This is a genomic window from Fictibacillus halophilus (assembly GCF_042680145.1).
Lineage (GTDB): Bacteria > Bacillota > Bacilli > Bacillales > Fictibacillaceae > Fictibacillus > Fictibacillus halophilus_A.
Map to the genome: position 1 here is coordinate 1,017,194 of NZ_JBHTNQ010000001.1, position 23,986 is coordinate 1,041,179.

27 protein-coding genes are annotated in these 23,986 nt (G+C 36.5%); 17 read left to right on the plus strand and 10 right to left on the minus strand.

Translation table 11 applies throughout. From position 1 onward, the window contains the following. The first annotated feature begins 17 nt into the window (after positions 1-17). From galE (ACFQ4X_RS05330) to ACFQ4X_RS05355, 6 genes are all read left to right on the plus strand, one after another. Complete coding sequence (gene galE, locus ACFQ4X_RS05330; protein ID WP_379833522.1) at positions 18-1,028, plus strand: UDP-glucose 4-epimerase GalE; 1,011 nt, start codon at positions 18-20, stop codon at positions 1,026-1,028. A gap of 92 nt (positions 1,029-1,120) precedes the next feature. Then, positions 1,121-2,107, plus strand: a complete 987-nt coding sequence (locus ACFQ4X_RS05335; protein ID WP_379833524.1) for a glycosyltransferase family 2 protein — start codon at positions 1,121-1,123, stop codon at positions 2,105-2,107. Between the two features lie 84 nt (positions 2,108-2,191). After that, positions 2,192-2,875 carry a PIG-L deacetylase family protein gene (locus ACFQ4X_RS05340; protein ID WP_379833525.1) on the plus strand — a complete coding sequence of 228 codons (684 nt, stop codon included), beginning with the start codon at positions 2,192-2,194 and terminating at the stop codon, positions 2,873-2,875. 30 nt (positions 2,876-2,905) lie between these two features. Next, a complete protein-coding gene (locus ACFQ4X_RS05345; RefSeq protein ID WP_379833527.1) occupies positions 2,906-3,523 on the plus strand; it encodes a methyltransferase domain-containing protein in 618 nt (205 codons plus the stop codon). A 129-nt stretch (positions 3,524-3,652) separates the two neighbouring features. Beyond that, entirely contained in the window at positions 3,653-4,453 is an 801-nt protein-coding gene (locus ACFQ4X_RS05350; RefSeq protein ID WP_379833528.1) for a glycosyltransferase family 2 protein, read from the plus strand. A 7-nt stretch (positions 4,454-4,460) separates the two neighbouring features. Then, complete coding sequence (locus ACFQ4X_RS05355; protein WP_379833530.1) at positions 4,461-5,252, plus strand: glycosyltransferase family 2 protein; 792 nt, start codon at positions 4,461-4,463, stop codon at positions 5,250-5,252. Positions 5,253-5,304: 52 nt separating this feature from the next. Here ACFQ4X_RS05355 and ACFQ4X_RS05360 read toward each other — a convergent pair whose 3' ends face one another. Together ACFQ4X_RS05360 and ACFQ4X_RS05365 are read right to left on the minus strand one after the other, a co-directional pair. Then, positions 5,305-6,306, minus strand: coding sequence for a hypothetical protein (locus ACFQ4X_RS05360; RefSeq protein ID WP_379833531.1), 1,002 nt, complete (start codon positions 6,304-6,306; stop codon positions 5,305-5,307). Continuing rightward, the gene (locus ACFQ4X_RS05365; RefSeq protein WP_379833533.1) at positions 6,303-7,328 is read right to left on the minus strand and encodes a hypothetical protein; all 1,026 of its coding nucleotides are present in this window, start codon (positions 7,326-7,328) and stop codon (positions 6,303-6,305) included. Before ACFQ4X_RS05365 ends, ACFQ4X_RS05360 begins: the two co-directional genes overlap by 4 nt. 181 nt (positions 7,329-7,509) lie before the next feature. Here ACFQ4X_RS05365 and ACFQ4X_RS05370 point away from each other — a divergent pair, with 181 nt between their 5' ends. Next, entirely contained in the window at positions 7,510-8,175 is a 666-nt protein-coding gene (locus ACFQ4X_RS05370) for a methyltransferase domain-containing protein (protein WP_379833534.1), read from the plus strand. A 158-nt stretch (positions 8,176-8,333) separates the two neighbouring features. Here the strand turns inward: ACFQ4X_RS05370 and ACFQ4X_RS05375 are convergent, their stop codons facing one another. Beyond that, complete coding sequence (locus tag ACFQ4X_RS05375) at positions 8,334-9,356, minus strand: glucose-1-phosphate thymidylyltransferase (protein WP_379833536.1); 1,023 nt, start codon at positions 9,354-9,356, stop codon at positions 8,334-8,336. A gap of 207 nt (positions 9,357-9,563) precedes the next feature. Here ACFQ4X_RS05375 and ACFQ4X_RS05380 point away from each other — a divergent pair, with 207 nt between their 5' ends. From ACFQ4X_RS05380 to ACFQ4X_RS05400, 5 genes are all read left to right on the plus strand, one after another. Further along, positions 9,564-10,364 (plus strand): glycosyltransferase family 2 protein, encoded by an 801-nt coding sequence (locus tag ACFQ4X_RS05380; protein WP_379833537.1) that lies wholly within the window; start codon positions 9,564-9,566, stop codon positions 10,362-10,364. 60 nt (positions 10,365-10,424) lie between these two features. Beyond that, positions 10,425-11,555, plus strand: coding sequence for a UDP-galactopyranose mutase (gene glf, locus ACFQ4X_RS05385; RefSeq protein ID WP_379833539.1), 1,131 nt, complete (start codon positions 10,425-10,427; stop codon positions 11,553-11,555). A gap of 178 nt (positions 11,556-11,733) precedes the next feature. Next, the gene (galE, locus tag ACFQ4X_RS05390) at positions 11,734-12,732 is read left to right on the plus strand and encodes a UDP-glucose 4-epimerase GalE (RefSeq protein ID WP_379833540.1); all 999 of its coding nucleotides are present in this window, start codon (positions 11,734-11,736) and stop codon (positions 12,730-12,732) included. A gap of 21 nt (positions 12,733-12,753) precedes the next feature. Further along, positions 12,754-13,455 (plus strand): glycosyltransferase, encoded by a 702-nt coding sequence (locus tag ACFQ4X_RS05395; protein WP_379833542.1) that lies wholly within the window; start codon positions 12,754-12,756, stop codon positions 13,453-13,455. Between the two features lie 65 nt (positions 13,456-13,520). Beyond that, on the plus strand, positions 13,521-14,234 hold the full coding sequence (locus ACFQ4X_RS05400; protein ID WP_379833544.1) for a glycosyltransferase: 714 nt from the start codon (positions 13,521-13,523) through the stop codon (positions 14,232-14,234). Positions 14,235-14,681: 447 nt separating this feature from the next. On the opposite strand, the gene ACFQ4X_RS05405 is transcribed toward ACFQ4X_RS05400, so the two are convergent. The 6 genes from ACFQ4X_RS05405 to ACFQ4X_RS05430 all read right to left on the minus strand — a co-directional run bounded on the left by ACFQ4X_RS05405 (position 14,682) and on the right by ACFQ4X_RS05430 (position 19,086). Next, positions 14,682-14,933 (minus strand): hydrolase, encoded by a 252-nt coding sequence (locus ACFQ4X_RS05405; protein WP_379833545.1) that lies wholly within the window; start codon positions 14,931-14,933, stop codon positions 14,682-14,684. A gap of 283 nt (positions 14,934-15,216) precedes the next feature. Continuing rightward, positions 15,217-16,185, minus strand: a complete 969-nt coding sequence (locus tag ACFQ4X_RS05410; RefSeq protein ID WP_379833547.1) for a CsxC family protein — start codon at positions 16,183-16,185, stop codon at positions 15,217-15,219. Positions 16,186-16,343: 158 nt separating this feature from the next. Next, positions 16,344-17,135 (minus strand): CsxC family protein, encoded by a 792-nt coding sequence (locus tag ACFQ4X_RS05415; protein ID WP_379833548.1) that lies wholly within the window; start codon positions 17,133-17,135, stop codon positions 16,344-16,346. A 319-nt stretch (positions 17,136-17,454) separates the two neighbouring features. Beyond that, a complete protein-coding gene (locus ACFQ4X_RS05420; RefSeq protein ID WP_379833550.1) occupies positions 17,455-17,709 on the minus strand; it encodes a hypothetical protein in 255 nt (84 codons plus the stop codon). A 196-nt stretch (positions 17,710-17,905) separates the two neighbouring features. Beyond that, positions 17,906-18,058, minus strand: coding sequence for a hypothetical protein (locus ACFQ4X_RS05425; RefSeq protein ID WP_379833551.1), 153 nt, complete (start codon positions 18,056-18,058; stop codon positions 17,906-17,908). Then, entirely contained in the window at positions 18,055-19,086 is a 1,032-nt protein-coding gene (locus tag ACFQ4X_RS05430) for a hypothetical protein (RefSeq protein ID WP_379833553.1), read from the minus strand. Before ACFQ4X_RS05430 ends, ACFQ4X_RS05425 begins: the two co-directional genes overlap by 4 nt. A 120-nt stretch (positions 19,087-19,206) precedes the next feature. Here ACFQ4X_RS05430 and ACFQ4X_RS05435 point away from each other — a divergent pair, with 120 nt between their 5' ends. From ACFQ4X_RS05435 to ACFQ4X_RS05455, 5 genes are all read left to right on the plus strand, one after another. After that, positions 19,207-20,355 (plus strand): hypothetical protein, encoded by a 1,149-nt coding sequence (locus tag ACFQ4X_RS05435; RefSeq protein WP_379833554.1) that lies wholly within the window; start codon positions 19,207-19,209, stop codon positions 20,353-20,355. 132 nt (positions 20,356-20,487) lie between these two features. Continuing rightward, positions 20,488-21,378 carry a hypothetical protein gene (locus tag ACFQ4X_RS05440; RefSeq protein WP_379833556.1) on the plus strand — a complete coding sequence of 297 codons (891 nt, stop codon included), beginning with the start codon at positions 20,488-20,490 and terminating at the stop codon, positions 21,376-21,378. 63 nt (positions 21,379-21,441) lie between these two features. Then, a complete protein-coding gene (locus ACFQ4X_RS05445) occupies positions 21,442-21,696 on the plus strand; it encodes a hypothetical protein (RefSeq protein ID WP_379833557.1) in 255 nt (84 codons plus the stop codon). Between the two features lie 117 nt (positions 21,697-21,813). Beyond that, positions 21,814-22,044, plus strand: a complete 231-nt coding sequence (locus ACFQ4X_RS05450; RefSeq protein ID WP_379833559.1) for a hypothetical protein — start codon at positions 21,814-21,816, stop codon at positions 22,042-22,044. Between the two features lie 265 nt (positions 22,045-22,309). Then, positions 22,310-23,236 (plus strand): MBL fold metallo-hydrolase, encoded by a 927-nt coding sequence (locus tag ACFQ4X_RS05455; protein ID WP_379833561.1) that lies wholly within the window; start codon positions 22,310-22,312, stop codon positions 23,234-23,236. Here ACFQ4X_RS05455 and ACFQ4X_RS05460 read toward each other — a convergent pair. Beyond that, positions 23,208-23,903 carry a DUF421 domain-containing protein gene (locus ACFQ4X_RS05460; RefSeq protein ID WP_379833562.1) on the minus strand — a complete coding sequence of 232 codons (696 nt, stop codon included), beginning with the start codon at positions 23,901-23,903 and terminating at the stop codon, positions 23,208-23,210. The two genes, ACFQ4X_RS05455 and ACFQ4X_RS05460, sit on opposite strands and share 29 nt — an antisense overlap. Positions 23,904-23,986 lie beyond the last annotated feature (83 nt).

The window sequence follows — 23,986 nt, forward strand, 5'->3', positions numbered from 1 at the left end:
CACCAGGAGGCATCAGAATGGCTATTTTGGTTACGGGAGGAGCCGGTTATATTGGCAGCCATACCTGTGTAGAGCTTTTAAATAACGATTATGACATTGTAGTGTTAGATAAACTGTCTAATAGTAAGATAGATTCCGTAAACCGGGTAAAGGAAATCACAGGCAAGGATTTTATTTTTGAGCAAGTCGATCTTTTAGAAAAAAAGAAATTAGAAAAAATTTTTACTGAGCAGAAGATTGATGCTGTCGTCCATTTTGCCGGATTAAAGGCAGTAGGGGAGTCGGTGGAAAAGCCGCTCGTTTATTATCGAAATAATGTGATTGGTGCGATCGTGCTTTGTGAAGTGATGAAGAATTTCGGTGTAAAAAAATTGGTTGCCAGTTCATCTGCAACAGTCTATGGTACGGCAGAGCAAATGCCAATTTCAGAAGACACTCCACTTGGCGTAACCAATCCGTATGGCCGGACAAAGCTGATGGTTGAAGAGATTTTGCGGGATCTTTATGTCTCAGACAATGCGTGGAGCATTGCCCTGCTGCGTTATTTCAATCCGGCTGGAGCTCATGAAAGCGGTCTGATTGGTGAGGATCCGAATGGAATACCGACCAACTTAATACCTTATATCACACAGGTTGCTATTGGGAAATTAAAGGAAGTTAGCATCTTTGGCAATGATTATCCTACAAAAGACGGTACTGGCATCAGGGATTATATCCATATTACAGACCTGGCAAAAGGGCACTTGAAGGCGCTCGATAAAGTAATCGGCAGCAGTGGGATAGAAGCCTATAACCTTGGGACAGGAAAAGGGTACAGTGTACAGGAAGTGATTGCAGCCTTTGAAAAAGCATCAGGAAAAAAGATCCCGTATAAGATGGTGAATCGCCGGCCAGGAGACATTGCTGTCAGCTATGCAGATCCGGCAAAAGCGAAGAGAGAGCTTGGATGGGAAGCGGAAAAAGATTTTGATGAAATGTGCCGAGATGCCTGGAAGTGGCAGAGGAATAAAATGAATGGTTTTTACTAAACAAGTCGCTGTTTACGATATGTAAATAGCGATTTTTTAATTTGTGGCGCTATCAGTCTTTGAAAATATAATAATCAAAAAGGGGAGTATGAATGTTAGTTTCTGTTGTAATGGCTGTTTACAATGCTGAATGCTATGTAGAAGAAGCTATAAAAAGTATCTTAAACCAGACGTATAAAAATCTGGAGCTCATTATTGTGAATGATGGTTCTACAGACCGATCATACGGAATTCTTGAGTCCATTAAAGATACAAGGGTGAAAATTATACATCAGGAAAAAAACCAGGGTGCCGCCTATTGTTTAAATTTGGGAGTAAAATATACTAACGGCAGCTGGATCGCAATTCATGATGCTGATGATCTAAGTATGCCAAATCGTATTGAAGAACAGGTAAAGTATGTATTAGACCAACCTGAAATAGGATCGGTTGGGACATTTATAAAATGTATCCATGGAAAAGAGGAAATCTCACAAGACATTTTAGCATGGGAAGCTGAAGGACATTGTGCCGCCAGTGACTATTTATTTGAGAATCGTTTTTTTGCCAATTATATATGTCACGGTTCCTCTATGTTTTCTAAAGCAGTCTTTGAAAAATTGGGCGGTTATAATCCTGAGTATAAAATTGCATATGATTATGACCTTTGGATGCGTATGATGGAAATTTCACCGATTCATAAACTGCCTAAAGTGCTGTATCAATATCGTATTTATTTCGATTCACTTAGCCGAGTAAACCGGCAGGACACAGTGGATGAAGTGTGGTTGATTTCAAGTAAAGGTATCGAAAAAAAATTAGCTCTTACATTAAATCGAAAGCCTAATTTTGCACTGATCGGCGACAGGAAGACGTGTAAGGGTTTTATAAACATTGCATGCAAGGAAAGCGGTCTCTCAATCTATGATTATTATTATAAAAATAAAAGAACCTTGTGTTCTAAAATTGATAATCTATATTCTTCAGGTAAGATAGACGCTGTTATTTTTCTAGACAGCTATAAATTATCAGGAATTTATGAACAGTTAGAGCAGCAGGGATTGACCTATAATGAACAGCTGTTCAGGATAATGGTTTAACACCTTAGTTTTGCGCCTATACATTCCCTTAATTACTGAATAGATTAAAACTAACGTAACGTAATTAGGTTCCGGGGGTGTACGATGCTTAACACTGGAAATGAACGAATATTAATCATCGCGCCGCACTCCGATGATGAAGTGTTGGGTTGTGGAGGTTTAATTGAGAGGGCCTGCAGTTTAGGAAATAATGTGAAAGTGGTCATTGCGGCGTTGGGAGAGACGATATTCCGGCATTCAGGCATAAAAGTGACATCCGATATTAGAAAAAAAGAATTGGCAAATGCCTTAGCATATTTGGGCTGCAGTGATTTTGAAGTCATGTATGAAGATAAAGAAGCGATCATGGATACCATTCCTCAAAAAGAAATAGTATCTAAAATCGATGAGATATTAATGAGTTTTAAGCCTTCGATGGTTTTTATTCCATATCCAAGTTTTCATCAAGATCATAAAGCGCTTTTTAACGCCTGCATGGCTAGCTTACGGCCGCAGCCGGGTCATCATTACAAGCTGATTGCCATGTTTGAGTATCCATTAATTGTCTGGCAGTATCCACAGATTAACAATGTCGGTGAACTTTTCTTGGATCTTGGTGAAAAAGTAGATGTGAAGGTTGAAGCGATGAAGATGCATGTTTCTCAAATTCGGGATCCAAAGCATCTGATCTCACCAGAGAATGTGAAGAGATGGGCTGAAAAACGCGGGATGGAAAACGGCTGTCAGTATGCGGAGAAATATTATATTTTGCGAGCGCAGCTTTTTTAACAGTCTGGATGTCAAAAGGAGGAGCTTATATTGAATAACCATTCGATAAGGCCCAAAAGTAGAAATTTTGGTTTTGACCGGGGAAAACCAATAGACAGGTATTACATTGAAAAATTTTTAGAAAATAACCGCTCAGAGATAAAAGGCCATGTATTAGAAGTAGGAGATAATTACTATACGAGGACGTATGGATCAGCTGTCACAAACAGTGATGTGTTGAACTTGATTCCCTCTCCAGATGCAACCATTGTAGGTAACCTCGCAACAGGTGAGAATATCCCGGAAGATATTTTTGATTGCATTATTCTGACACAGGTCATTCATGTGATCTATGATATTAAAGCTGCGCTGAAAAACACATTAAAAGCTTTAAAGCCAGGCGGGACACTGTTGTTAACCACAACCGGTTTAAGCCAGAGCTGCCGAACTGATTTTCATGGAGACTATTGGAGATTTACGGATACTTCATTAAAGATGATGCTGAACGAACTGGTTGATGAAGAAAAAATCGAAATAGAAGTGTTTGGGAATGTTGGGGTGGCGAAAGCATTTCTCGATGGTTTGGCCGTCCATGAGATTCCAGAAGCCATTTTAGGGATAAAAGATGACCATTACCAGATCATTTTAACCGGAAAAGTAAATAAGTAATACTGAAAAAGAGCAAATTTTGACTTGCTCTTTTTTTGTGCAGATATAAGCATTTGTACAATCTAAATTTGATTTTCAGCATATAAATTAGTAAGGATTATTTTGAAAAATGCAGGAGGTGTTTAATAGTTGAGGAAAGAAGTGACGATTTTAATACCTTCTTATAATTCAGGAAAATATTTAAGAGAAGCAATTGAGAGTGTATTTAAACAAACCTATCCATATTGGAAAATTATTGTAGTTGATGATTCATCAATGGATGACAGCTTGTCTCACGCTGCAGACCTATTGGAAGACCCGAGGATTACACTGATTAAGAATGAAAAAAATGGAGGCCAATCTATAGCTCAAAATATTGGACTTCAAAACATAACGACAGAATTTTTTCTGCAATTAGACAGCGATGACTGGCTTCCGGAAAATACGGTTGAATTATTAATGGATACAGCAGAAAGTGTACCGGAAGATGTTGCATTGATTATCGGCAACGTTATTGAGGTAACAGAAATGAGAAGCAGAAAACGATACAGATTTGTCTCAAATAAATGGAGTAATATTCATCAGGACAAATATGAACTCTTGCTGGCAAACTATATTCCCTGGCCGAAATTTTACCGGACATCTTCTGTAAAAAAGATGGGCGGATGGGCAGTCGACGACCCATATGAAGGCAGGCATGCAGAGGATCTTCGTATGTTTCTCAGACTGATAGAAGAATTCCGTTTTTATTATATACCTGAGACGATTCTTTACTATAGAATACATGGAAGCAATTCTACACATCAAAAAGATGTATACAAAGAGACTGTAGAGTGGATTGTTCGAGATGCTCTTAAGCGTTGGGGAAACGAATACGAACCCGTTTTTAAGACGATAAGAGGCGGCTGGAGAATTGTTAAAAAGTTAAATCGGATTGAAAGGGAGGGATAGAGAAAAAGTGGAAGAAAAGGTAACGGTGTTAATGCCTTCATATAACCCTGGCAAGTATTTACGAAACGCTGTAGAGAGTGTGTTTAACCAGTCATATCAGGACTGGAAGATGGTAATCGTAGACGACGCTTCGACTGACGACAGTTTATCAACGATACAAGACTATCTTTCCGACTCCCGGCTAACCCTTATAAGAAATAAACAAAATCTAGGTCAGTCCAAAACTCAAAACGCAGGCTTAGCTCACATTAAAACTGAGTTTACGATAATGCTAGACAGTGACGACTGGTTTTTTCCGGATACACTTGAAATTCTCATAAACGAAGCTAACAAAGTTTCAGAAGATATCGGACTGATCTGCGGAAAGAAAACGATCGTAATGGAAGATGATCTTGGAGAGGTTTTGTATAAATTACTCGATATAAAGGGAAGTTCCTATGATGACCCTTATGAATTTTTGCTCGCAAACTTTATTCCCTATCCCCGATTTTACAGGACAGCCGCTCTTAAAAAGGTTGGAGGCTGGCCGACGGATGACCCATATGAAGGGCGTTATCTCGAAGACCGCCGAATGGACGTCCTTTTAATCGAGCATTATAAAATTCATTGGATTGACCAAATGCTCTATAACTACCGGAAACATATCAATAATGTCACCGTAAATAAAAAAGATCTGTTAAACGAAATGATTAAGTGGAACATCCATTACGCGTTAAGAAAATGGGGAGATAAGTTTGAGCCCCAATTTAAATTGAATAAAACGGGCTGGGTGGAATTAACTGCCCTTACACCGAAATAACCAATACAAAAAAGGCTTCCTCAAATCGAAATGAAATGAGAAAACCTTTTTTCTATTTTTGATAGTTTTTAAAGATACGACGGTTTTCGCTGAATGGATTGACAAGTTCTGATTGTGCTAATGGGTTATTTCTATATATGGTGCGTATCTTATCTGTTATCCATTGTCCATTATCGAAGCAGTGATAACTCCAATTTTTGTTTACTAATTCCTGATGGCCATTCTCGTTAATTAACCTCTTATATTCATCAATAATGCGCATACCATGAACTGTCGTTTCGTTGTTAAGTAAATACAATGTATCCTTTATATAATCCAATCCGGAAAAGTGGAATAACCGGAAAGAGGTACCGTTTACCATATAACAGCTGCTTGATCTCGTGAAGTTTCTTTCAAACACATTCCAATAAGCAACATTGTAGCCCGGATGCTTCAACGTCAATACATGATCAAAAAATACAGGGACAAGATCGAACCATTTTTGTTCATTGAATAATCCTCTGACAGGGTCGTGGAAACAATGATGTTCAAGACGGGTGCACAGCCAATCCAACAAATCCTGAGACTCTCTAGAGCGTTTCAGAGCAATAAAACCTGTATTGTATATACCGGAATTCAGCAGCGCAAACTCCCCAAATAAATAGGAGTGATCGTGAGTGGGATCTAAAAGATGGGGTGTTAAAACGATTGAGTGCGACCGAAGAGCTTCCTCCACTTCTGTGAAAGGACCAAAAACCTGCGTATCGGCATCCAGGTACACAACATGGTTCTCTATAGGATAATTTTTAAAAACATATTGAAACAGCTGCCCTTTGGATGCACCTGCCGTTTCATATTGGCTGTACTTAAAGATGATCTGCTCATAGTTGGCAAACCCCATGTCCTTTGCTAAGACGATTTCATCAAATATGCTATAATCACCTTGCCAGTCAGGAAAATCTTTTTCGATTAGACACACTATGATTTTAGATTTCGGCATGTGCTTTTTGATAGACTGCGCCAGAACCTTTGCCAACGCAAGGTGATTCGTGCAGACAGATGTACAAAATATCAATGGTATCGCACCTTTTTCTTCTTTTTCTTATTTAACTGTCTAATGGCTCTTGCGGAAAGGGAGTAGGGATTTGGAGTAAGGTTTTCTAAGTTGGGATTGTACTTGTAAAACTCTCGAACATAATCTTCTATCAATCGGCCGTCTTCAAAGCAACTATAACTCCATTCAAAATGGGTAGGATAAATGGTCTCGAACTCTTCTAATTGAGCAAGGTATTGATGAACAACCTTAGATAACGCATGGCTATCCTCAGGGAGTCTTTCTCGGAGATAATGTATATTTGAAAAGTGGAAGAAACGGAAAGGCACCCCGTTAGACAGGTACACTTCCTTTTTCATCGTAATCGATCGCTGGTTAGTGTTCCAAAAAGCTACATTAAATCCATCGTGCTTTAAAACATAAATGCTATCGAACAAAATCATCGCTGCAGTAAGCCACCTCTGATCAGTGAATAATCCAAGTTCCGCATCATTATAAGCATAGCGTTCAAGCCTTGCCGTCCACCAGTCCAAAAATTTCTCTGATTGCACTGAACGCTTCATCCCAATAAATCCACCGTTAATAATTCCGACTCTTAGTATCAAAATCTCAGCATTTTCACCCCAAATTGTGTGTGTATCCCTCGGAGGTTCATTATAATGTGGCGTGAAAACGATGGAATGTGTCTTTAATGCCGAAAATACCTCATCAAATCTGGAGAATACCTGTGTATCAGAATCGATGTAACTGAAAAACTGTTCTTTATTGTATTTGTTATAGACATACTTCATGAGTTGTCCTTTACAAGCGCATGCCGCTTCATATTGCGTGTATTTAAAAATCATCGATTCAAAATTCGCAAAACCCATATCTTTTGCCAGAACAACTTCGTCAAAATCCTCATCTTCCAGCAGATGAACAGGGACACTTCTTTCCAGCAAACAAATAACCAATTTACTTTGAGGCATATGTTTTTTTAGTGACCTTGCCAAAATTTTCGCTTTTGCTAAATGATTTAAACAGACGGATGTACAAAATATCATATTTCACACCTTATTTCTTTTAAGAACATATATTTTAAGTTATGACTCAATCTGAAAATTGTTACATAAATAGGTAAAGGTAGTGCGAATGAACAATTAATCTAGCAATAACCCAAACACCTTCTTAGCTCTAGGAATAGTTTAATAAGAAAGTAAAGTTTTTTAAGGTGGAGACAAATAGATGTACATTTATTCAAAAGAGTTCTTTGAAAGCAAGCATGCAGATTCATTATCTTCTGCAATAGACGTTATTCCGATCATAATGGAAATAATACAGCCAAGATCGGTTTTAGATGTAGGATGCGGTACAGGAACATGGTTAAAGGTATTTAGGAAAAAACATAGAGTAAGAGATATTTTTGGTGTTGACGGAGAATATGTGGACAGAAGACAGCTGGAAATTTCGAGAAGAAAGTTCTTTCCATACAATCTCGAGAACCCTCTTGATCTCGGAAGGCAGTTTGATCTTGTTGTAACCCTTGAGGTAGCAGAACACATTTCGGAGAAGTCTGCAAATACTTTTGTGCAATCACTCGTAAACCACAGCCCTGTTGTATTGTTTTCTGCAGCCATTCCGGATCAGGGAGGCGATCACCATGTGAACGAGCAATGGCCAGATTATTGGATTCATAAGTTTAAAGAACATGATTACTTGGTTGTAGACTGTATACGCGATAAAGTTTGGGAAAGTGAAACAGTTGGATGGTGGTATGCACAAAATATGTTCATATTTGTAAAAAGGGAATATATATCAAATTATCCTGAATTGTATTCTCAATATAAAGATGTTAATCCAGCATCTTTTCGAAGAGTACATCCTAAAAATCAGTTGTCATCTTTAGAGTGAGAACAAGAAGGACAAAACATAGAAATACGCCAACCACCTGTTAAAGGTATTAGCGTATTTCTTTCTTGCATTTAGTAAACGAAGTTTTCCATTGAAAAAAACTTGAGTGTAATAAGTTACAATTCTTCCAAGGTCTGAATTATAGTTTTAAATCGTATTTAGGTTAATATGATTTTTGTCTTGTCTCCAAAAATACAATTTGCTAAATTGCCTTTTAATCCTTTAATATATGTTTCTCTTCCGAATATGGCATCTGTAAAGGTGCAAGAACAATCTTTAATGACTGCCTCTTCGAGAAGAATACTGTTTTGTATTTTACAATTTTCTATAGAAGAACCTGTACCAATGGTTACAAATGGACCGACTGTTGAATTGGTTACAGTACAGCCTGGCCCAATAAGAACCGGTGGTATAATAATGGAATCTTGTATTTTTACTTCATTTATATTTTCCATTTCTAGCGTAGCAGTTATCTCGCTTAAAACCCAATGGTTGGCAAGAAGCCATCTTTCAGTTGTTCCAACATCAGTATAAGGCTTGGTGGTAATGGTATATGAGATTGTTTGTCCATTATCAATTAACCATTGTATAGCATCAGTAATTTCAAGTTCTCCCCGTGCGGAAGGGGTTATTTGGCTAATTGCTTTAAAGATAGAGGGACGAAAAGCATATGCTCCAATCACTGCCAGGTTTGACTTTGGAAATGAGGGTTTTTCTTCTAATTTGATTATTTCTTGATTTCTGATTTCCGCAATTCCAAAATCCTTTGGGGAATCAACATTTGCTAACATGATAGAGCTGCTGATTTCTGGATTTTCTAAATGATTTCTAAGGGAAATAAGGGGTTCTTTAATTAAGTTATCACCTAATAAAAGTAAAAACGGCTCATTATTTATATATTCTTCTGCCTGCTTTACTGCATGAGCAATTCCTTTTGCTTCATGCTGAAAGATAAACGTAATCTTAACCGATTGATCAAATCTAGAATTGATATAATTTATAATTTCGTGCTGTAATGAATTAATAACGATTCCAATTTCATTTATATTAGCCATTTTTAAGTTTTCAATACAATATTCCAAAACGGGCTTATTTGCGATAGGGAGCATTGTTTTTGGCTGCGTAAATGAAAATGGCTGTAACCTGCTTCCTCTTCCTGCTGCTAAGATTATTCCTTTCAAAAAACTTCCACCACCATAATACGAATTAATCACTTTTTAAAAGTATATATATATAGTATGAACTCATGTTGGCATTGTGACTTACAAAACAAAAATGAGCGGATAAACATATAGAACTAATAGATTATATGACTATAGCCTTCAACGGAGGTCTGATGACCAAGTAACGAAGGGGAGAATGAAATCTGAAATGGAAAGGAGAAAAATGTGAATAAACCTGATGTTACTGTATTAATTCCTTCCTATAATTCAGGTCCGTTTCTTAGAAAAGCAATAGAGAGTGTTTTTTATCAGACTTATAAAGAATGGCAAATTGTCTTGGTAGATGATCATTCAACTGATAATAGTCTATTAACCATTGAGGAATTTTTAAAAGATTCTCGTGTGACTCTCTTAAAAAATCATACCAATTTAGGCCAGTCCAAAACACAAAACAGAGGATTATCCATTATTAATACACCGTATATTTTAAAATTAGATGCAGATGACTGGCTATTTCCGAATACAATAGAAAAAATGAGAAAAGAAATTGATTTGGTTTCTGAAAGGGTTGCCTTAATTTGGGGAAATAAGACCGATGTATATGAGGATAGAGATGGAAACATACTGCTTGAGGTACCGCGTATAGGGGGCCGTTCCTATAAAAATCCATATGAATTTATGTTATCAAATGACGTTCCCTTTCCTAGATTTTATCGTACATCTGCATTAAAATGCGTAGGTGGATGGCCAACTGATGACCCTTGGGAAGGCAGGCACATGGAGGATAGAAGAATAGATTATTTGCTGATCGAACATTTTGAAATACATTGGATGAATGAAATGCTTTACAATTATCGGCAGCATCCGAATAATGCTACAAAAAAAATTGCTCTTTATAATGAAGTGTTTGAATGGCTCGTGCATTATACATTAAAAAAATGGGGAGATAAGTATGAACCTATTTTCAAGACCTATTGTGGATGGAGACAAATCGCACAACTGCAGCCGAAGGAAAAAAGGGTGTGACTTGTTGTCACATCCTTTTTTGCCATCGAATTAACGTTGAGAAAAAGCGGGTGAGGATAAGTGAAGTTTGATTGGTTAATAGTAGGTGCAGGATTTACAGGATGTATCATAGCGGAGCGTATAGCTTCACAGCTTGGAGAGAGTGTGTTAATTGTGGAAAGCCGGGATCATATTGGAGGAAATGCGTACGATTACTTTGATGAGAATGGAATATTAGTTCATAAATATGGCCCGCATCTATTTCATACGAATTCTAAAAAAGTATGGGAATACCTTTCAAAATTTACAGAATGGACTCCTTATTATCATAAGGTGCTTGCTGTAATTGAAGGAAAAAAAGTACCGGTCCCATTCAACTTAAACTCTATTCAAGCCTTATTTCCTATAAGTTTCTCAGATAGAATAGAAGAACTATTGTATAAAAAATATAGCTTTGGTGATAAAATTCCAGTACTGAAAATGGTAGAACATGAAAATCATGAAATTAGTTCATTAGGTAACTACATTTATCGAAATGTGTTTCTAGGCTACACGGTTAAGCAATGGGATCTAAAGCCGGAAGAGCTTGATGCCTCGGTTACAGGCCGTGTTCCTTTTTCTTTTAGCAGAGATGATCGATATTTTAAGGATAAGTATCAAGCACTACCTAAACACGGCTACACAAACATGTTTAAAAGGATCCTAAAACATAAAGGAATTAAGGTATTATTAAATACTGATTATAAAGAAGTGTCGAAGGAAATTGATTATAATCGGATGGTATACACGGGACCAATTGATTCCTTTTTTGATTACAAGTATGGTGCTTTGCCTTACAGAAGCTTAACATTTGACTTTCAATATCATGAAAAAGACGATTTTCAGGAAGCAGGACAGGTCAACTATCCTAATGAATTCGATTATACCCGTATAACTGAATATAAAAAGCTAACAGGGCAATATGCAAAAGGCACTACTATTTCAATCGAATATCCAAAAGCGTATAAAGCGGGGAGGAATGATCCTTATTATCCAATACCCAGAAAAGAGAATAATGAAAAATATGCATTATACCTACAAGAAACACAGCAATTAAAAAATCAAGTGATTTTTGCAGGCAGGTTGGCAGAATACAAATACTTTAATATGGACCAAGTTGCAGCTAGAGCTTTACATCTATTCGAAACCGAAATTAAACCTAGTAAACCATAACATTTTTATCATTAAAGAATTTTATAAGTTTGGTCTGTTTGATTCCTTCCCTATTTTTAATGTGGAAGGTTTTTTGTTTTAATTCATAATTCCTGAAGGTCATCAATAAACCTAAAGATAGGTGTATAGAGAATTTAGTTGATAGGGTTGATCATAAAATGTGGGGTGTGATTTATGTATGATATTAGTCACTGGTGGAGCTGGATATATCGGGAGTCATGTAGTTAAAGAGTTAATCAACAGAGGTTATGAAGTTGTCGTTTTAGATAATTTGATTGAAGGTCATAAAGAAGCGGTTCAAGTAAAGGCAAAATTTTTTAAAGGTGATATTCGGAATGAACGGGATTTAGATTCTGTTTTTTCACAATTCCCTTTATCTGCTGTCATCCATTTTGCAGCACATTGTTATGTAGGTGAATCAGTAAAAAATCCAGCCATATATTATGAAAACAATGTTCAAGGAACACTAAATTTATTAAAAGTAATGAACAAGCATCAAGTAAAAAACATTGTCTTTTCATCTTCATGCGCAGTATATGGAAAAACTAATACCTTAATTGATGAAAATCTAGAAACAAGCCCTATAAATCCGTATGGATGGTCAAAGTTAATGTGCGAACAAATGATTAGAGACTTTCATAGTGCATATAAATTGAACTACGTAATATTGCGTTATTTTAATGTGGCAGGTGCTGATATTTTTGGCGAACTTGGTGAAGATCACGATCCAGAAACACATTTAATTCCAAGTATTCTAGAGCATCTTGCCGGGAAAAAGGAAAAGATCCAAGTGTTCGGAAACGATTATGAAACAAGGGACGGGACTTGCATCAGGGATTATATACACGTAACAGACCTGGCAAATGCTCATGTCAGAGCACTCCAGTATATGATTAAAAATAATAGTACGCAAAAAATTTATAATGTTGGAAATGAGAAAGGATATTCAGTTAAAGAAATTATACAAGTGTGTGAGAACGTTACAAACAAAAAAGCAAAAGTAGAATACGTAAAAAGGAGAGAGGGAGATCCTCCAACATTAATCGCAAGTTCTTTGCAAATTAAGAATGAATTAAACTGGGAAGCGAAATACGAACTTGAACAGATGATTGAAACTGCATGGAAATGGTTTTCAGCCCATCCGAATGGATACACAAAAAAAGTGAAATGTGAATAACGAGTAAGAAAGGAGCCATTTATGGTTTCAGTAATTACCTGCACCTTCAGAGATCATTGTATGGATAATATTTTTCAAAATTACCATAATCAAACCTTTGAATCTAAGGAATTAATTATTATTTTAAATCATGATGGAATGGACATTAAAAAATGGAAAGAAAAAGCATTAGAATATAAAAATATATCAGTTTATCAATTGTCTCAGGGTACTAGTTTAGGAGCTTGTATTAACTTTGCTGTTGAAAAGGCAAGGTTTGATCTTGTTGCAAATTTTGAAGATGATGATTATTACAGTTCATCTTATTTAGAAAAATCAGTTGAGAATCTTAGAAAGCTAGATGTAGATGTTATAGGAAAAACTTCAGTATATATTTATTTAAAAAACAGACAAATTCTAGCTGTTTTTAATCCGAATAATGAAAACCAATTTGTTAATGATCAAAAGAGTTTTGCAAAGCAATATTTGCAGGGGGGAACTTTAGTTTTTAAAAAAAGAGTTCATGAAAAAGTGAAATTTGCAGACCAAATAAAAGACCTTGACCGTGTTTTTACTATGGATTGTGTTAACAGCGGATTTAAAGTGTATTCTTCTACAAAGGATGATTTTGTATATATACGAAATGATGACGAAGGTCAGCATACTTGGAAAGTCCCGGTGGATATTATTGTTAATGTAAGCAAAGTAATTGCGAACACTAAGAATTTTAAAGACTATATATAACAGCCTAATAGATCAAGTGAATTTGTTGTATTAAGCAGAATGCTGGCACAATGGAGGAGATAGTCATGATTTCAATTATTTCTTGCACGATACGACAGGATTGCTTAGAAAATATCTTGCAAAACTTTAACAGGCAAATTTGGGAGGATAAAGAATTAATCATTATCTTAAATAAAGATAAGATGGATATTGAAAAATGGAAAAAAGAAGCTGAAGCATACCCAAACATTTCGGTATTTCAATTACCTGAATCTACTTCTCTTGGAGAATGCCTTAATTTTGGGGTACAGAAAACAAAGTATCCATATGTCGCCAAGTTTGATGATGATGATTACTATTCTCCTTATTACTTAAAACATAGTATGAAGGCATTCGAGGAAACGAATGCTTCTGTTGTAGGGAAAACGACTATATATATGTACTTTAAAAAGCAAAAATTACTAACGGAGTTTAACCCTAATCGATTTGGCGGGAAACTTGCGGATAACGAAGGCAAATATAATAATAATTTATTAATGGGCGGTACATTAATTATTAAAAAAAGCGTGTTTAACCATGTGCAGTTTTCAAACACAAATATTGCAGAAGATGCTGCATTCTGTGAGGCATGCATCCATAAAGGATTTAAAATCTATTCTACAGCCAAAGAAAACTATGTGTACTTAAGAAGCGGAGAGCCGAGTGACCATACTTGGAAAGTCAGAAATGATACTCTGCTAAAGCTATGCAAAGAGATTGCGATCACAGATCAATTTGAACAATTGATCATAAAAGAATAGCAGTAAAAAAAGAAATCAGGCATATTGTCCTGATTTCTTTTTTTACTATCGGAAATGGATACTATTAATCTTACGGCAATCGGCTATTACAGGAAAGCCGTCAACGATAAAGGTCGTGCAGCAACTTTTTTTATCAAAACATGCAAATCTTGCATCAAAAAAATTGCTTCCTTTAAAACCAGGATTTATTTTCGTTCCAGGAGCCAGATGTTTGAATTGCTTACACAAACAGCTGTCGCAGCGGTCGAAAGATTTTTGATGGCAAGAACAATCGCTAAATCTTTTATTATTAAAACCCAAAATGATCACCCCTATCCTACCTCTGATAAATAAGAGGTACTATATTATATGGGACAAGTCGGGTGATTGTGCAGGTATTGGCAGATGTAAGCTCGTCCAAATTTAAATATAGACAAATCAGGCTTTTCAAGCCTGATTTGTCGTCTATTAAGTTAGAACTTGAATAGCTGTGATATTTTGGCAGTCAACGATCAATGGATAACCGTCAAAGATAAATGTAACACAGCAAGTTTTAGAGTCGAAGCATGCGAAAGTAAGTTCTCCTTCTAAAAACTCATCTCCACCTTTTAGAATGATGTTAACTAAAGATCCTGGCGATAACCTTCTTAGTACATCACATGCACAACCTTCACATGTGTTGTCAGGGCTACTGCAGCCGTTGTTATGAAATAAACTCATTTAGTTTCCTCCTTTTTGTATCCTTCCTGATATTTCAGGCGTAATATACTATATTTAACTGGACGGACTTTTGTATGGATTTATACCTACTTGTACAAAAAAGGGCTGTTTACTAACTCCATAAATATAAAAGGAAAATATATCTTACTGTCTTTACAAGGATGCTTTTTATAGGAAAATCCCTCATATTACATTTGTTATTTTTATTGAGTTCAAAAAAAGCATCATCAATAAATAAAAAAGCTGCAATGGCAGCTTTTTAAGGTTAATTACAGAACATCTATTAATCAAGTAAAACTTGTTGTTTTTGGAGCAATTTAAGAGTTAAGTCTAACACCATTTTCTCTGACAGCTCTGTGAATGTACATTCTCTTGTTAACGGTGTTGAATTGCATTTTTTACACAAGCATTTTGTGCAAGTTTCACATTTTTTTGGCTTTCCCTGACTGCATTGTGGGCACTTAGCGGGTTTTGTAAATATATCAGCAGAAAAGGAATTAGTATTGAATAATGATGTAGGTCTACTACCTTCATTTCTGTGATTGTTACACCATCTGCACGGTTTTTTCTGACATATTATACATTTAATAACTCTGCACTCTTTTTCAAATGGAATGTGTTCGATATGACATCTGCGGTCGATGGATTCATCAAACTCAGTTATATCAGAACGGACGATCTCACAAAAGGGGAGCTCGTTAAAAAATTCTGTACTATGCTGGTGGAATTGAGACAGGTCGTTAGATAGTAAACGATCTTTTTCAGGGAAACCTTTTCCAAGTGGCTGAGAGGTGAAGTATCCAAATTCATCCCGTGTGTCTAAAAAGGGCCCTACCGGCGGTCTTCGAAAACTTTCAATTTGTACAACACAATCGAAAGGGACTTCCACCGTTAATGATTTTATCGTAGACAATATTTCTTTTTCGCAGTCAACTTTTGGATTGGCTGCATATTGAATGTTTTTGCGTACAAACCCACTCAGAAATAGATTGCCTGATGTAGTGCTGCCTTTAGGTTGAACGAGACGACACTGGGTAATGAAGACCTTTTTTTTAATCTGTTTAATTTCGAGAACATTTTCCCCTTTTGGAAATTCTATTTTTGCATGCATCGGTATTTGTACAGTGAATTTTTGCAGCAAGACAGGTACCATAATTATTGTCCCTTCAGCTGGAGTGGCAGATGGGAATGTATCAATGATGGCTTTACAAACATTCATTGATGCTGTTCTGGGAAAGGGATTTACACTCAATATTTCTCCTCCTTAATTTATAGTCGCATTTTATATTATTCTGATTTCCTGTAACTGTATGGACGAATATCCCTTGCCTGGCCAAATAGAAGCAAGCCTTTTCTGACAAACAAAAAAAGAGCCCTAAGGCCCTTTTTTATTTAAATCTAATTAGCAGATTATAGATCTACTACTGGTCCTAAAGAAGCAACGCGAACTTGTTGCTTTTGCAAAAGTTTAACTGTTAAATCTAATACCATTTTTTCAGAAAGACGAGTAAACGTACCTTCTCCAACAATTGTTTGGCTTCCAGTTCCGCCAGTTAAAGGTACACGGTCTAAGGACTCATCGATTTCAATAATATCAGCCTGGATAAGCTCGCAGAACGGCATCTCGTTGAAAAATTGAGTACTGAGCTGATGGAATTGAGAGAGGTCAGTACCTTCTAGGCGATCCTTTGCAGCGAAATTCATATTATTTGGAAGTGGTTGAGAAATCAAGTAACCGAAATCAGCTCTTTCATCAGTAAAAGGTCCAACTGGAAGGTTTAGGAAACCTTCTACTCTAGCTACACAGCTCCAAGGAACTTCTACCGTCAATGAATTGATAGGGGATAGAATTTCTCCTTGAGCATCAACTACTGGATTAGCGGCATATTGAATATTTTTGCGTACAAAGCCACTGAGAAAAACCTTACCAACAAAAGTTGCAGGGTCAGTTCCTGGAGCAGGTGGGCGATTAAGCAACTTGCATTGTGTCACGAAGGTCTTTTTACCAATCGTTTTCACCTCAAGTACGGTTTGACCAGCTGGAAAGTCAATCTCAGCATGCATCGGAATCTGAACTTGAATTTCTTGTAAGACTACAGGAACTTTAATAATTGGTGTTCCTGCTGGAATGGGAGTAGGTGTCACATTTGTAGCTTCACAAGTCTCCGTTGACGTGGTACGTGGAAATGGGTTTACAGACATTTTTTTTCCTCCTATTATATAGGTATTTGGGAAGCAGATAAAATCTTACTCCCTTATATAGAAGATGCAATTTCAAGAGAATTGAGGCGGCTAATTATCCATGTCTTTCGCCTTTTTTTAGTACAATCTTTTACTTTTTTATAAAGCTTGTGACTGCATAAAATCAAACATAATAAAAAGAGCTCAAGGCTCTTTTTAAATTGATTAGTGGCTAGACCAAGTGATTTCTCACTGTAAGTGTTATTGAATTTGTCTTTTCATTACCTTCCGCACCATGGACAATGATTTTCTTGAATGATACAGAAAATTTCAACACATTCTATACATTCACAATGACATTCTTTTTCACAATGGTGATGTTTTTCCCCACATTTATTAAACAGTGTTTTTGGCTTCCAGCAAGAGTCATGCTTTTTACAGCAGTGGCAATCAACATGTTTGTCCATCCATTCAGATTTACAGTCATGTTTTTTATTACAGTGACAATCATGATGTTTATTCCATTCATGTTTTTTATTACAGTGACAATCATGATGTTTATTCCATTCGTGTTTTTTATTACAGTGACAATCATGATGTTTATCTCTTCTTTTCAACATACATCTTACACCCCCTTAATTTACCTGGTAGGTTGTCCTACCGATATTACATTAGATGAATAGATTGACGGAAAGGTAACGGCAGGAATCCTGTTCTTTTATAAAAAGGCTACTTATATTAAATTCTTTTTTACTTCAAATAAAAAAAGCCGCTATCGCAGCTTTTTTTATTTAATTATTCTTATTTGGTTTCCACTTTACTTTTCCACAGGAGCTGCAGCCCTTTTTTACTTGCTGGCTAAAAAGGGTTTTGTTTTTTGCAGAAGCTTTAGATTTATTAGCTTTTATTTCATTAAAAAGATGCTGGACATCTTCCTTATTCACTTTCCATCTCTCCTCTGTTTGAATATCCTGGTGTCATCGCTAGTATATTCTCGATTTAAAGACGAAGTGTGCTCTTTTGACTGAAATGGACTGATGACTGATGTTTCATGTGAGTCGGAGTGACTTTGGCTGAATGGATGTATCGATCGAGATTTATTTTGTATGGCAGAATTAAAAGGATTAAAAGGGTTCGATTTTCTGTTGTTCAACAAGCTAGGATCATAAGGCTTAGGAACATCATTTGTTATTAACGAACCAGATGCAGAAAATGGTCTGATTTGTGGAACAGCTATTTTTTGTCCTGACATTTTTTGGGCATTTGGTTGATTCACCATTTTTTCCTCATATTCTTTTGTTTCTTTACCAATGAGTGAAGTTGAAGCTGTATCAAAATCAGGAGTAGCTGCTGGTGCGTTTGCAGCCTTTGATTTATAGTCTGAAAGTTGAATAGATGCAAAGCGGTCATTTATTTTATCCAATACCTTTTCAACACATGTTAAATAGGTAGACTCTGAAATAGAAGTTAATGCTTCAAAATGTGATCTCAAGAATGTTTGAATGATTAAATAACTAATCCACTCTGTGGCTTGTTTATCAAATGATGGTTGAACAGCTAGAAAGAGTGGGCCATCCTTTCTTTTTAATGTTATTCCTTTATGAATGGCGGTCTGAACGTTGAACCGTAGATTTGTAGCTGGATTGAGATAATAAAGTTTTTGATCAGGAGTTTTTAATGCTAAAGGCATGGGATGGTTTTCGTGAAAATCCACATAAAACCTCTGATCGCATTTTTCACGATCATCCGTAGTAATTGTAATTCCGGTATGATGTAAAAGTTGATTAAGCTCTTTTACTTTTTGTTGTGATAGGCCATGGATTCCTAACATAAATGTGGAGAGAGCACCTGAAATTTCTTTACCTTCTTCAGAAATCCGCAACCCCCAATAAGGTAATAACAGACTGATAGCTTCATATTCTAATGGTGTCACATCACATACTTTATGATTGCTATACCACAATGTTTTCATATTGTTTCCTCCCTGAACTGTTGTCTATAAAAATAGGCAGTCGTACTTGTGTCATAACCCACTCTATTCCCATAGTATGTATGGAATCTTCAGATCATGATGAGGAAAGGAAGGGAAACAATGGGAAACAATCATAAACACTTGCAGGATGAGTGTATCCGCGTACAGAAAGTTTACGACTGGGTGACGGATGCACTAAGCGTAAGAAAAACTGTTTCTTTTACTCCTGAACAAATTGCAAAAATAGAAGATGCTTTAGATGATCCTAGACGTCGCCCGTTAAGAATCATTACAAAAGTACCTAAAACACCACCAGCATTCCCGCTTTCAAACGAAACACATGATGAATGTGCTGAACATTTTCTATGCGAACAAGTAGGAGAAAAGAGAGATGTAACCGTTGCACTTAACGGTGGGTTTGCAGATGCACAGCTAGTTGAACTCCTGTTTACAACTGATATTAAGGTGAAAGTTGTAGACCGAAACGGAGAAGAAGTAACAGATCTATTGGTAAACGCTTCTGTATTTGAATCTTTTGTACTGTGCTTTCCAGACGGAACAGACCTATTCTGCCGTATTACAAAAATCTTAGCCCGCGTGCCATCTGGTACTGTTTTGTTGAACAGTCCAGCACCTAGATCTTTTCCATTAGATATTACTTTCTGCGTCGACATCCAAGTTGAAGCTGAAGTAAAACTAGAGGTATTAGCTAAATTCTGCTCACCTCGTGAAAATGATTTAGAAGCAGAAGAAACTATAAATGAAATGTGTCCAGCGGTAACGTTCCCGGAACAATGCCCTGACATATTTCCCAGGCCCGATTGTGTGTGCAAAGCAGAAGGAGAGGCAAGCGGATTAACAAGCGAGTCAGGTGGAGCAACAGAAACTGGCCGTGCAACTGTATTGGTTGATATTTGTCCGAATTTCCAGCTGGTTAACAGCAAGTTCTTGCTGAACTTTAATGATACTGACACATCTGATGGTGAAAGAGACTTTAGCTTTACAGCAACAGACTTTAATCAAGACACATTATGCTGCGAGAAATTCATGGGTGGAAAGAAATTAACAATCTCCGGAAAAGGAAAAGTTAATAACCATGATAAAAAAGGAGAAAAACTTGATTTTAATTTAGCTCTTGTTGACACTCCAAATGGCAGTATGTTCGAGGTTGAATTGATTAACTCACATGGCAAAAAAGTATTTACAACAGGAACAGTCACAGTTGATAATGGTGAAATCTCTGTTGAAAATTGCTTGCAACACAGTTAAAACAAAGGATCTGAAGAGTAAAAAGGACCGCTGGAAACCAGTTGGTCCTTTTTGTTAGAGAAAAAAAAGTGAACGATTGGATAGGGGTTACATACAATAAGAAAAGAGCCTATTTTGCAAGGGGGAAGATGCATGGGAACAAAAGACAAATTAAGCTATGAGCGGCTCATATCAAGAGTAGAATATTACAAAGAAAAAGCACTCGAACTTGAGAAGAAGCTGGTGTTTGCAGAAGAAACGATGGAGCAATTAGAAAATGAAAAAAATATAAATGATTCCCTTCGGCTGATCGAAGAAAAAGAAAGGGAAATTGATCATTTACGAAAGCAAGTGGAAGATCTCTCTAAAAAGTTAAATCGTATGGAAGAGCATGAGCTGGAAAAAAGAATGAAGGGTTATGAGGAATTATTAAGCAGCATTCAGCAAGAATTAAATGACAAAGATCAACAAATAGACCTGTATCAGCAAAGAGTAAAAAGCATGGAAAAAAGAATAAACATTAATCGATCAGCAGAGCCAGTGTTTGAGGAAACAGAACGAGAAGCTGAAACAACTGTACCAAGAAATAAAAACGAATTAAATTGTATGTGTTACTTTGATTACTCTGTTATTTTTACAAAAGATAGAAAAGGTTTTGTGCGTGGATCATTTTATCTTGAGAATACAGGAACCGAAACACTAGAAAATCCTTATGTCTGTTTTCGTTTTCAGCCAGCTGAATCTTCGGCAATAAAAGGGAAAATAATTTCCTTAATTGCATCACCAACACAAGATGAAATGCTGCAGTCTATTTGGATGTATATGGATAATGATTGGGCTGAAAAAGCAAAGGAACGAGGGGAAATATGGATTTGTCCGTTGCGTGAAACCAAGTTCAAAAGCGGTGACAGACTATCTTTGGATGATTTTCAGATACCAATCAAGAGCAAGATTGATGAAAATATCACGGTTGAAGCTTTTGTATATTTCCATAAACAAAAATATCGAGCTAAAGCAGTAAATCATATAGCTATAAATTTTTAGTTAGACAGCCTATAACCAACTCGTTAGACATGCATAAGATGTACTATACGAGGAGGTTGAAACATGGAAGATTGTTTTTACTGTAAAAATAATAAGAAGTATAAAAAGATTTATGCAGATAAAGTAATTATTAAAGCAGGTAAAATCATTATCCATGAAGATGAACATCATTGGGAATCTTCTAGCTCAAGCTCTTACAAGCATGAATCCAGCCACAAAAAGCATGAATCTTCTTCATCTAAACATGGATCTAACCATAAAAAATATGAATCTTCTTCTAGCTCCAGCTCCGGCGAATATTATGATCCTTGGGAATAAGCAATTCACATGTTTTTAAGAGTGCCCCTTAAAGGTGCTCTTTCTTTATTTAATAGGCTTAACTTAGAAGGAAAAGGGAAAAGAAAAAAGAAATACATAATAAAGGAGATGTTGTATATGGGCTATATTTTACCGTATATACCTATACAAAGGATGCAATATGCCAGCAGGATGGAAAAAGCTGAACTTGGACTTCCAGTAGTTTCAAATGTTCCTCCCATTCATAATGACACCATTCATACATCTTCGAGTCAAAAAAGTAGCTATTCAGTAGAAGAAAAAAAGAGATTTCACCAAGTCTTGAGTGAAATAGAAGGAAAAGGATTGATAATTAACGAAACCATTTAATAGGTTTCTTTTTTTTTGAATCGTTTTTTGAAGACCCTTCGTTGACAAGCTGATTGGAGCGCAAGGTGCGAGACTCCTGCAGGAGCAGCGGGACAGGTGAGACTCCACAAGCGCAAAGCCATGAGGAGGCTCACCGCACGCCCCGCGGAAAGCGAGTATCCTGGAGCGGAAATCAACCATTTCAAATAGCAACAAAGTTTACGAAAATAGCCTTTTTGTTTAACTAAAAAGAGATACACGAACAAAAAAACTCTTAACATCTGAGGTGATCCCGTTGGAATTTATTGAAATAAAAGAGGGTTGCTTTTATTTTAAAAGTGCTGTCAATATAGGTTACATCGTTAGCGAGGATAGAAGGGCAGGTATGCTGATCGACGCAGGTCTTGAGGCGTCTGCGGCAAAAAAAGCCATTAAAATGCTGCAGGACAAAAAGCTTCCAATTACGCATTTGTTTATTACTCACGCACATGCTGACCATTTTGGAGGCGCGCAATATATACAAAAAAACTATGAAGTTCATACAATAGCTTCTTTACTTGAAGAAGCCATTATGAGATATCCTATTCTAGAACCGATGTACTTGTTTCATGGCAATACACCATTAAAAGAGATGCGGAACAAATTTTTAGAAGCTCCCTCCATACAAATTGATGAAATTTGTGAGTCAGGAATTTGGAGCGATGGTTCGTTTGAAGTTGAATTCATTCATTTGCCTGGTCATAGTCATAATCAATTCGGGATTTTATACAATGGTATTTTATATGCCGCTGATGCGTTTCTCGGCAGGGAAGTTATAGAAAAACATAAGATTCCTTTTATCGTTGACTCCGCTTTAAATTTTTCAACACTAGATTATCTTCTTCATGTAAAAGTTGACGGAATGCTCCCGGGACATGGTGCTTTTTCAGATAAATATGAGGACACGATTAGAGCGAATATCGAAGTCCACCAAAGACTATTAAGCCAACTGAATAACTTCCTGATCGTGAGCGGCGACCGAGGTCTTTCTATGGAAGATTTGGTAGCAAAAATGCTTGTTAAACATGAGATTGAACCTGCAAATTTTGGAATGTATTCCTTATTTAGAACGGCTATAACAGCATACTTAATTCAGCTAATTGAAGAAGGGAAAGCGGTTTATACCATAAAAGAAGGACGACCTATTATTTTTTCGGGTCAGTCATCGGCATGATTAACAGCTTGCCTTCTGACAATTCTGCATAAAGAACCTCTTCAACAGACTTATAACCATGCTCATGAATCTGATTTAATAGGTTCTTTTTTGATATTCCAGCGGTTGAAAGATTATCCGTATTTATTTCTCCATCTAGAATTAGAGTAACAGGAAGTTCAGGCTGTTGCCCTGTATGCATATTCAAGTCTTGTCTATTTGGTGATCCGTATTGATATTTCGGCAATATGCTTAATGTTCCGTTTGTTTCTAAGATGGCATATTCGACTTCGCGAAGACTGAAGTATCCTTTTTGCCGGACTAAGTTCTGCAGCTGATTTATATCAAGCTTACTTTTCTTGAGCTGATCTCTATCTAATAACCCTTTGCGTATAACGATAGTCGGAGCACCTTCTAGTATCTTTCGTGTTCCCATGAATTTTTGAGAAATAACCTCTACGATATATACTAGTGAGCCCCATATTAAAATGGCATACAGGATGACGAAAATAGAAGTTTCATCATCATACATTGCGTTTCCTACTAGTTCCCCTAAAAAAATTGATGAAATAAAGTCAAATGGTGTGATTTGTGATATCTGTGTTTTTCCAAGTATTTTTGTCAGAACAAAAAGAGCAACAAATCCTACCGTCAACTCTAAGGTTAACTGCCCAATATGCAAGTTCATTCAGCCATATCTCCTCGCAACTACGTATTACTGTTCAGTTTTGACGAGATAGGACGTTTATAAACTAAAAAAGTATTGATTCC

Excerpts from the sequence above, each read along its gene's own strand:
- ACFQ4X_RS05365 (WP_379833533.1), bottom strand. The coding sequence starts at position 7,328 with ATGATATTTTGTACATCCGTCTGTTTAAATCATTTAGCAAAAGCGAAA.
- ACFQ4X_RS05460 (WP_379833562.1), bottom strand. The coding sequence starts at position 23,903 with ATGAACTTGCATATTGGGCAGTTAACCTTAGAGTTGACGGTAGGATTT.
- ACFQ4X_RS05445 (WP_379833557.1), top strand. The coding sequence starts at position 21,442 with ATGGAAGATTGTTTTTACTGTAAAAATAATAAGAAGTATAAAAAGATT.
- ACFQ4X_RS05400 (WP_379833544.1), top strand. The coding sequence starts at position 13,521 with ATGATTTCAATTATTTCTTGCACGATACGACAGGATTGCTTAGAAAAT.
- ACFQ4X_RS05370 (WP_379833534.1), top strand. The coding sequence starts at position 7,510 with ATGTACATTTATTCAAAAGAGTTCTTTGAAAGCAAGCATGCAGATTCA.
- ACFQ4X_RS05415 (WP_379833548.1), bottom strand. The coding sequence starts at position 17,135 with ATGTCTGTAAACCCATTTCCACGTACCACGTCAACGGAGACTTGTGAA.
- ACFQ4X_RS05335 (WP_379833524.1), top strand. The coding sequence starts at position 1,121 with ATGTTAGTTTCTGTTGTAATGGCTGTTTACAATGCTGAATGCTATGTA.
- ACFQ4X_RS05395 (WP_379833542.1), top strand. The coding sequence starts at position 12,754 with ATGGTTTCAGTAATTACCTGCACCTTCAGAGATCATTGTATGGATAAT.
- ACFQ4X_RS05430 (WP_379833553.1), bottom strand. The coding sequence starts at position 19,086 with ATGAAAACATTGTGGTATAGCAATCATAAAGTATGTGATGTGACACCA.
- galE (WP_379833540.1), top strand. The coding sequence starts at position 11,734 with ATGATATTAGTCACTGGTGGAGCTGGATATATCGGGAGTCATGTAGTT.
- ACFQ4X_RS05405 (WP_379833545.1), bottom strand. The coding sequence starts at position 14,933 with ATGAGTTTATTTCATAACAACGGCTGCAGTAGCCCTGACAACACATGT.
- ACFQ4X_RS05420 (WP_379833550.1), bottom strand. The coding sequence starts at position 17,709 with ATGATTGTCACTGTAATAAAAAACACGAATGGAATAAACATCATGATT.
- ACFQ4X_RS05450 (WP_379833559.1), top strand. The coding sequence starts at position 21,814 with ATGGGCTATATTTTACCGTATATACCTATACAAAGGATGCAATATGCC.
- ACFQ4X_RS05340 (WP_379833525.1), top strand. The coding sequence starts at position 2,192 with ATGCTTAACACTGGAAATGAACGAATATTAATCATCGCGCCGCACTCC.
- galE (WP_379833522.1), top strand. The coding sequence starts at position 18 with ATGGCTATTTTGGTTACGGGAGGAGCCGGTTATATTGGCAGCCATACC.
- ACFQ4X_RS05435 (WP_379833554.1), top strand. The coding sequence starts at position 19,207 with ATGGGAAACAATCATAAACACTTGCAGGATGAGTGTATCCGCGTACAG.
- ACFQ4X_RS05440 (WP_379833556.1), top strand. The coding sequence starts at position 20,488 with ATGGGAACAAAAGACAAATTAAGCTATGAGCGGCTCATATCAAGAGTA.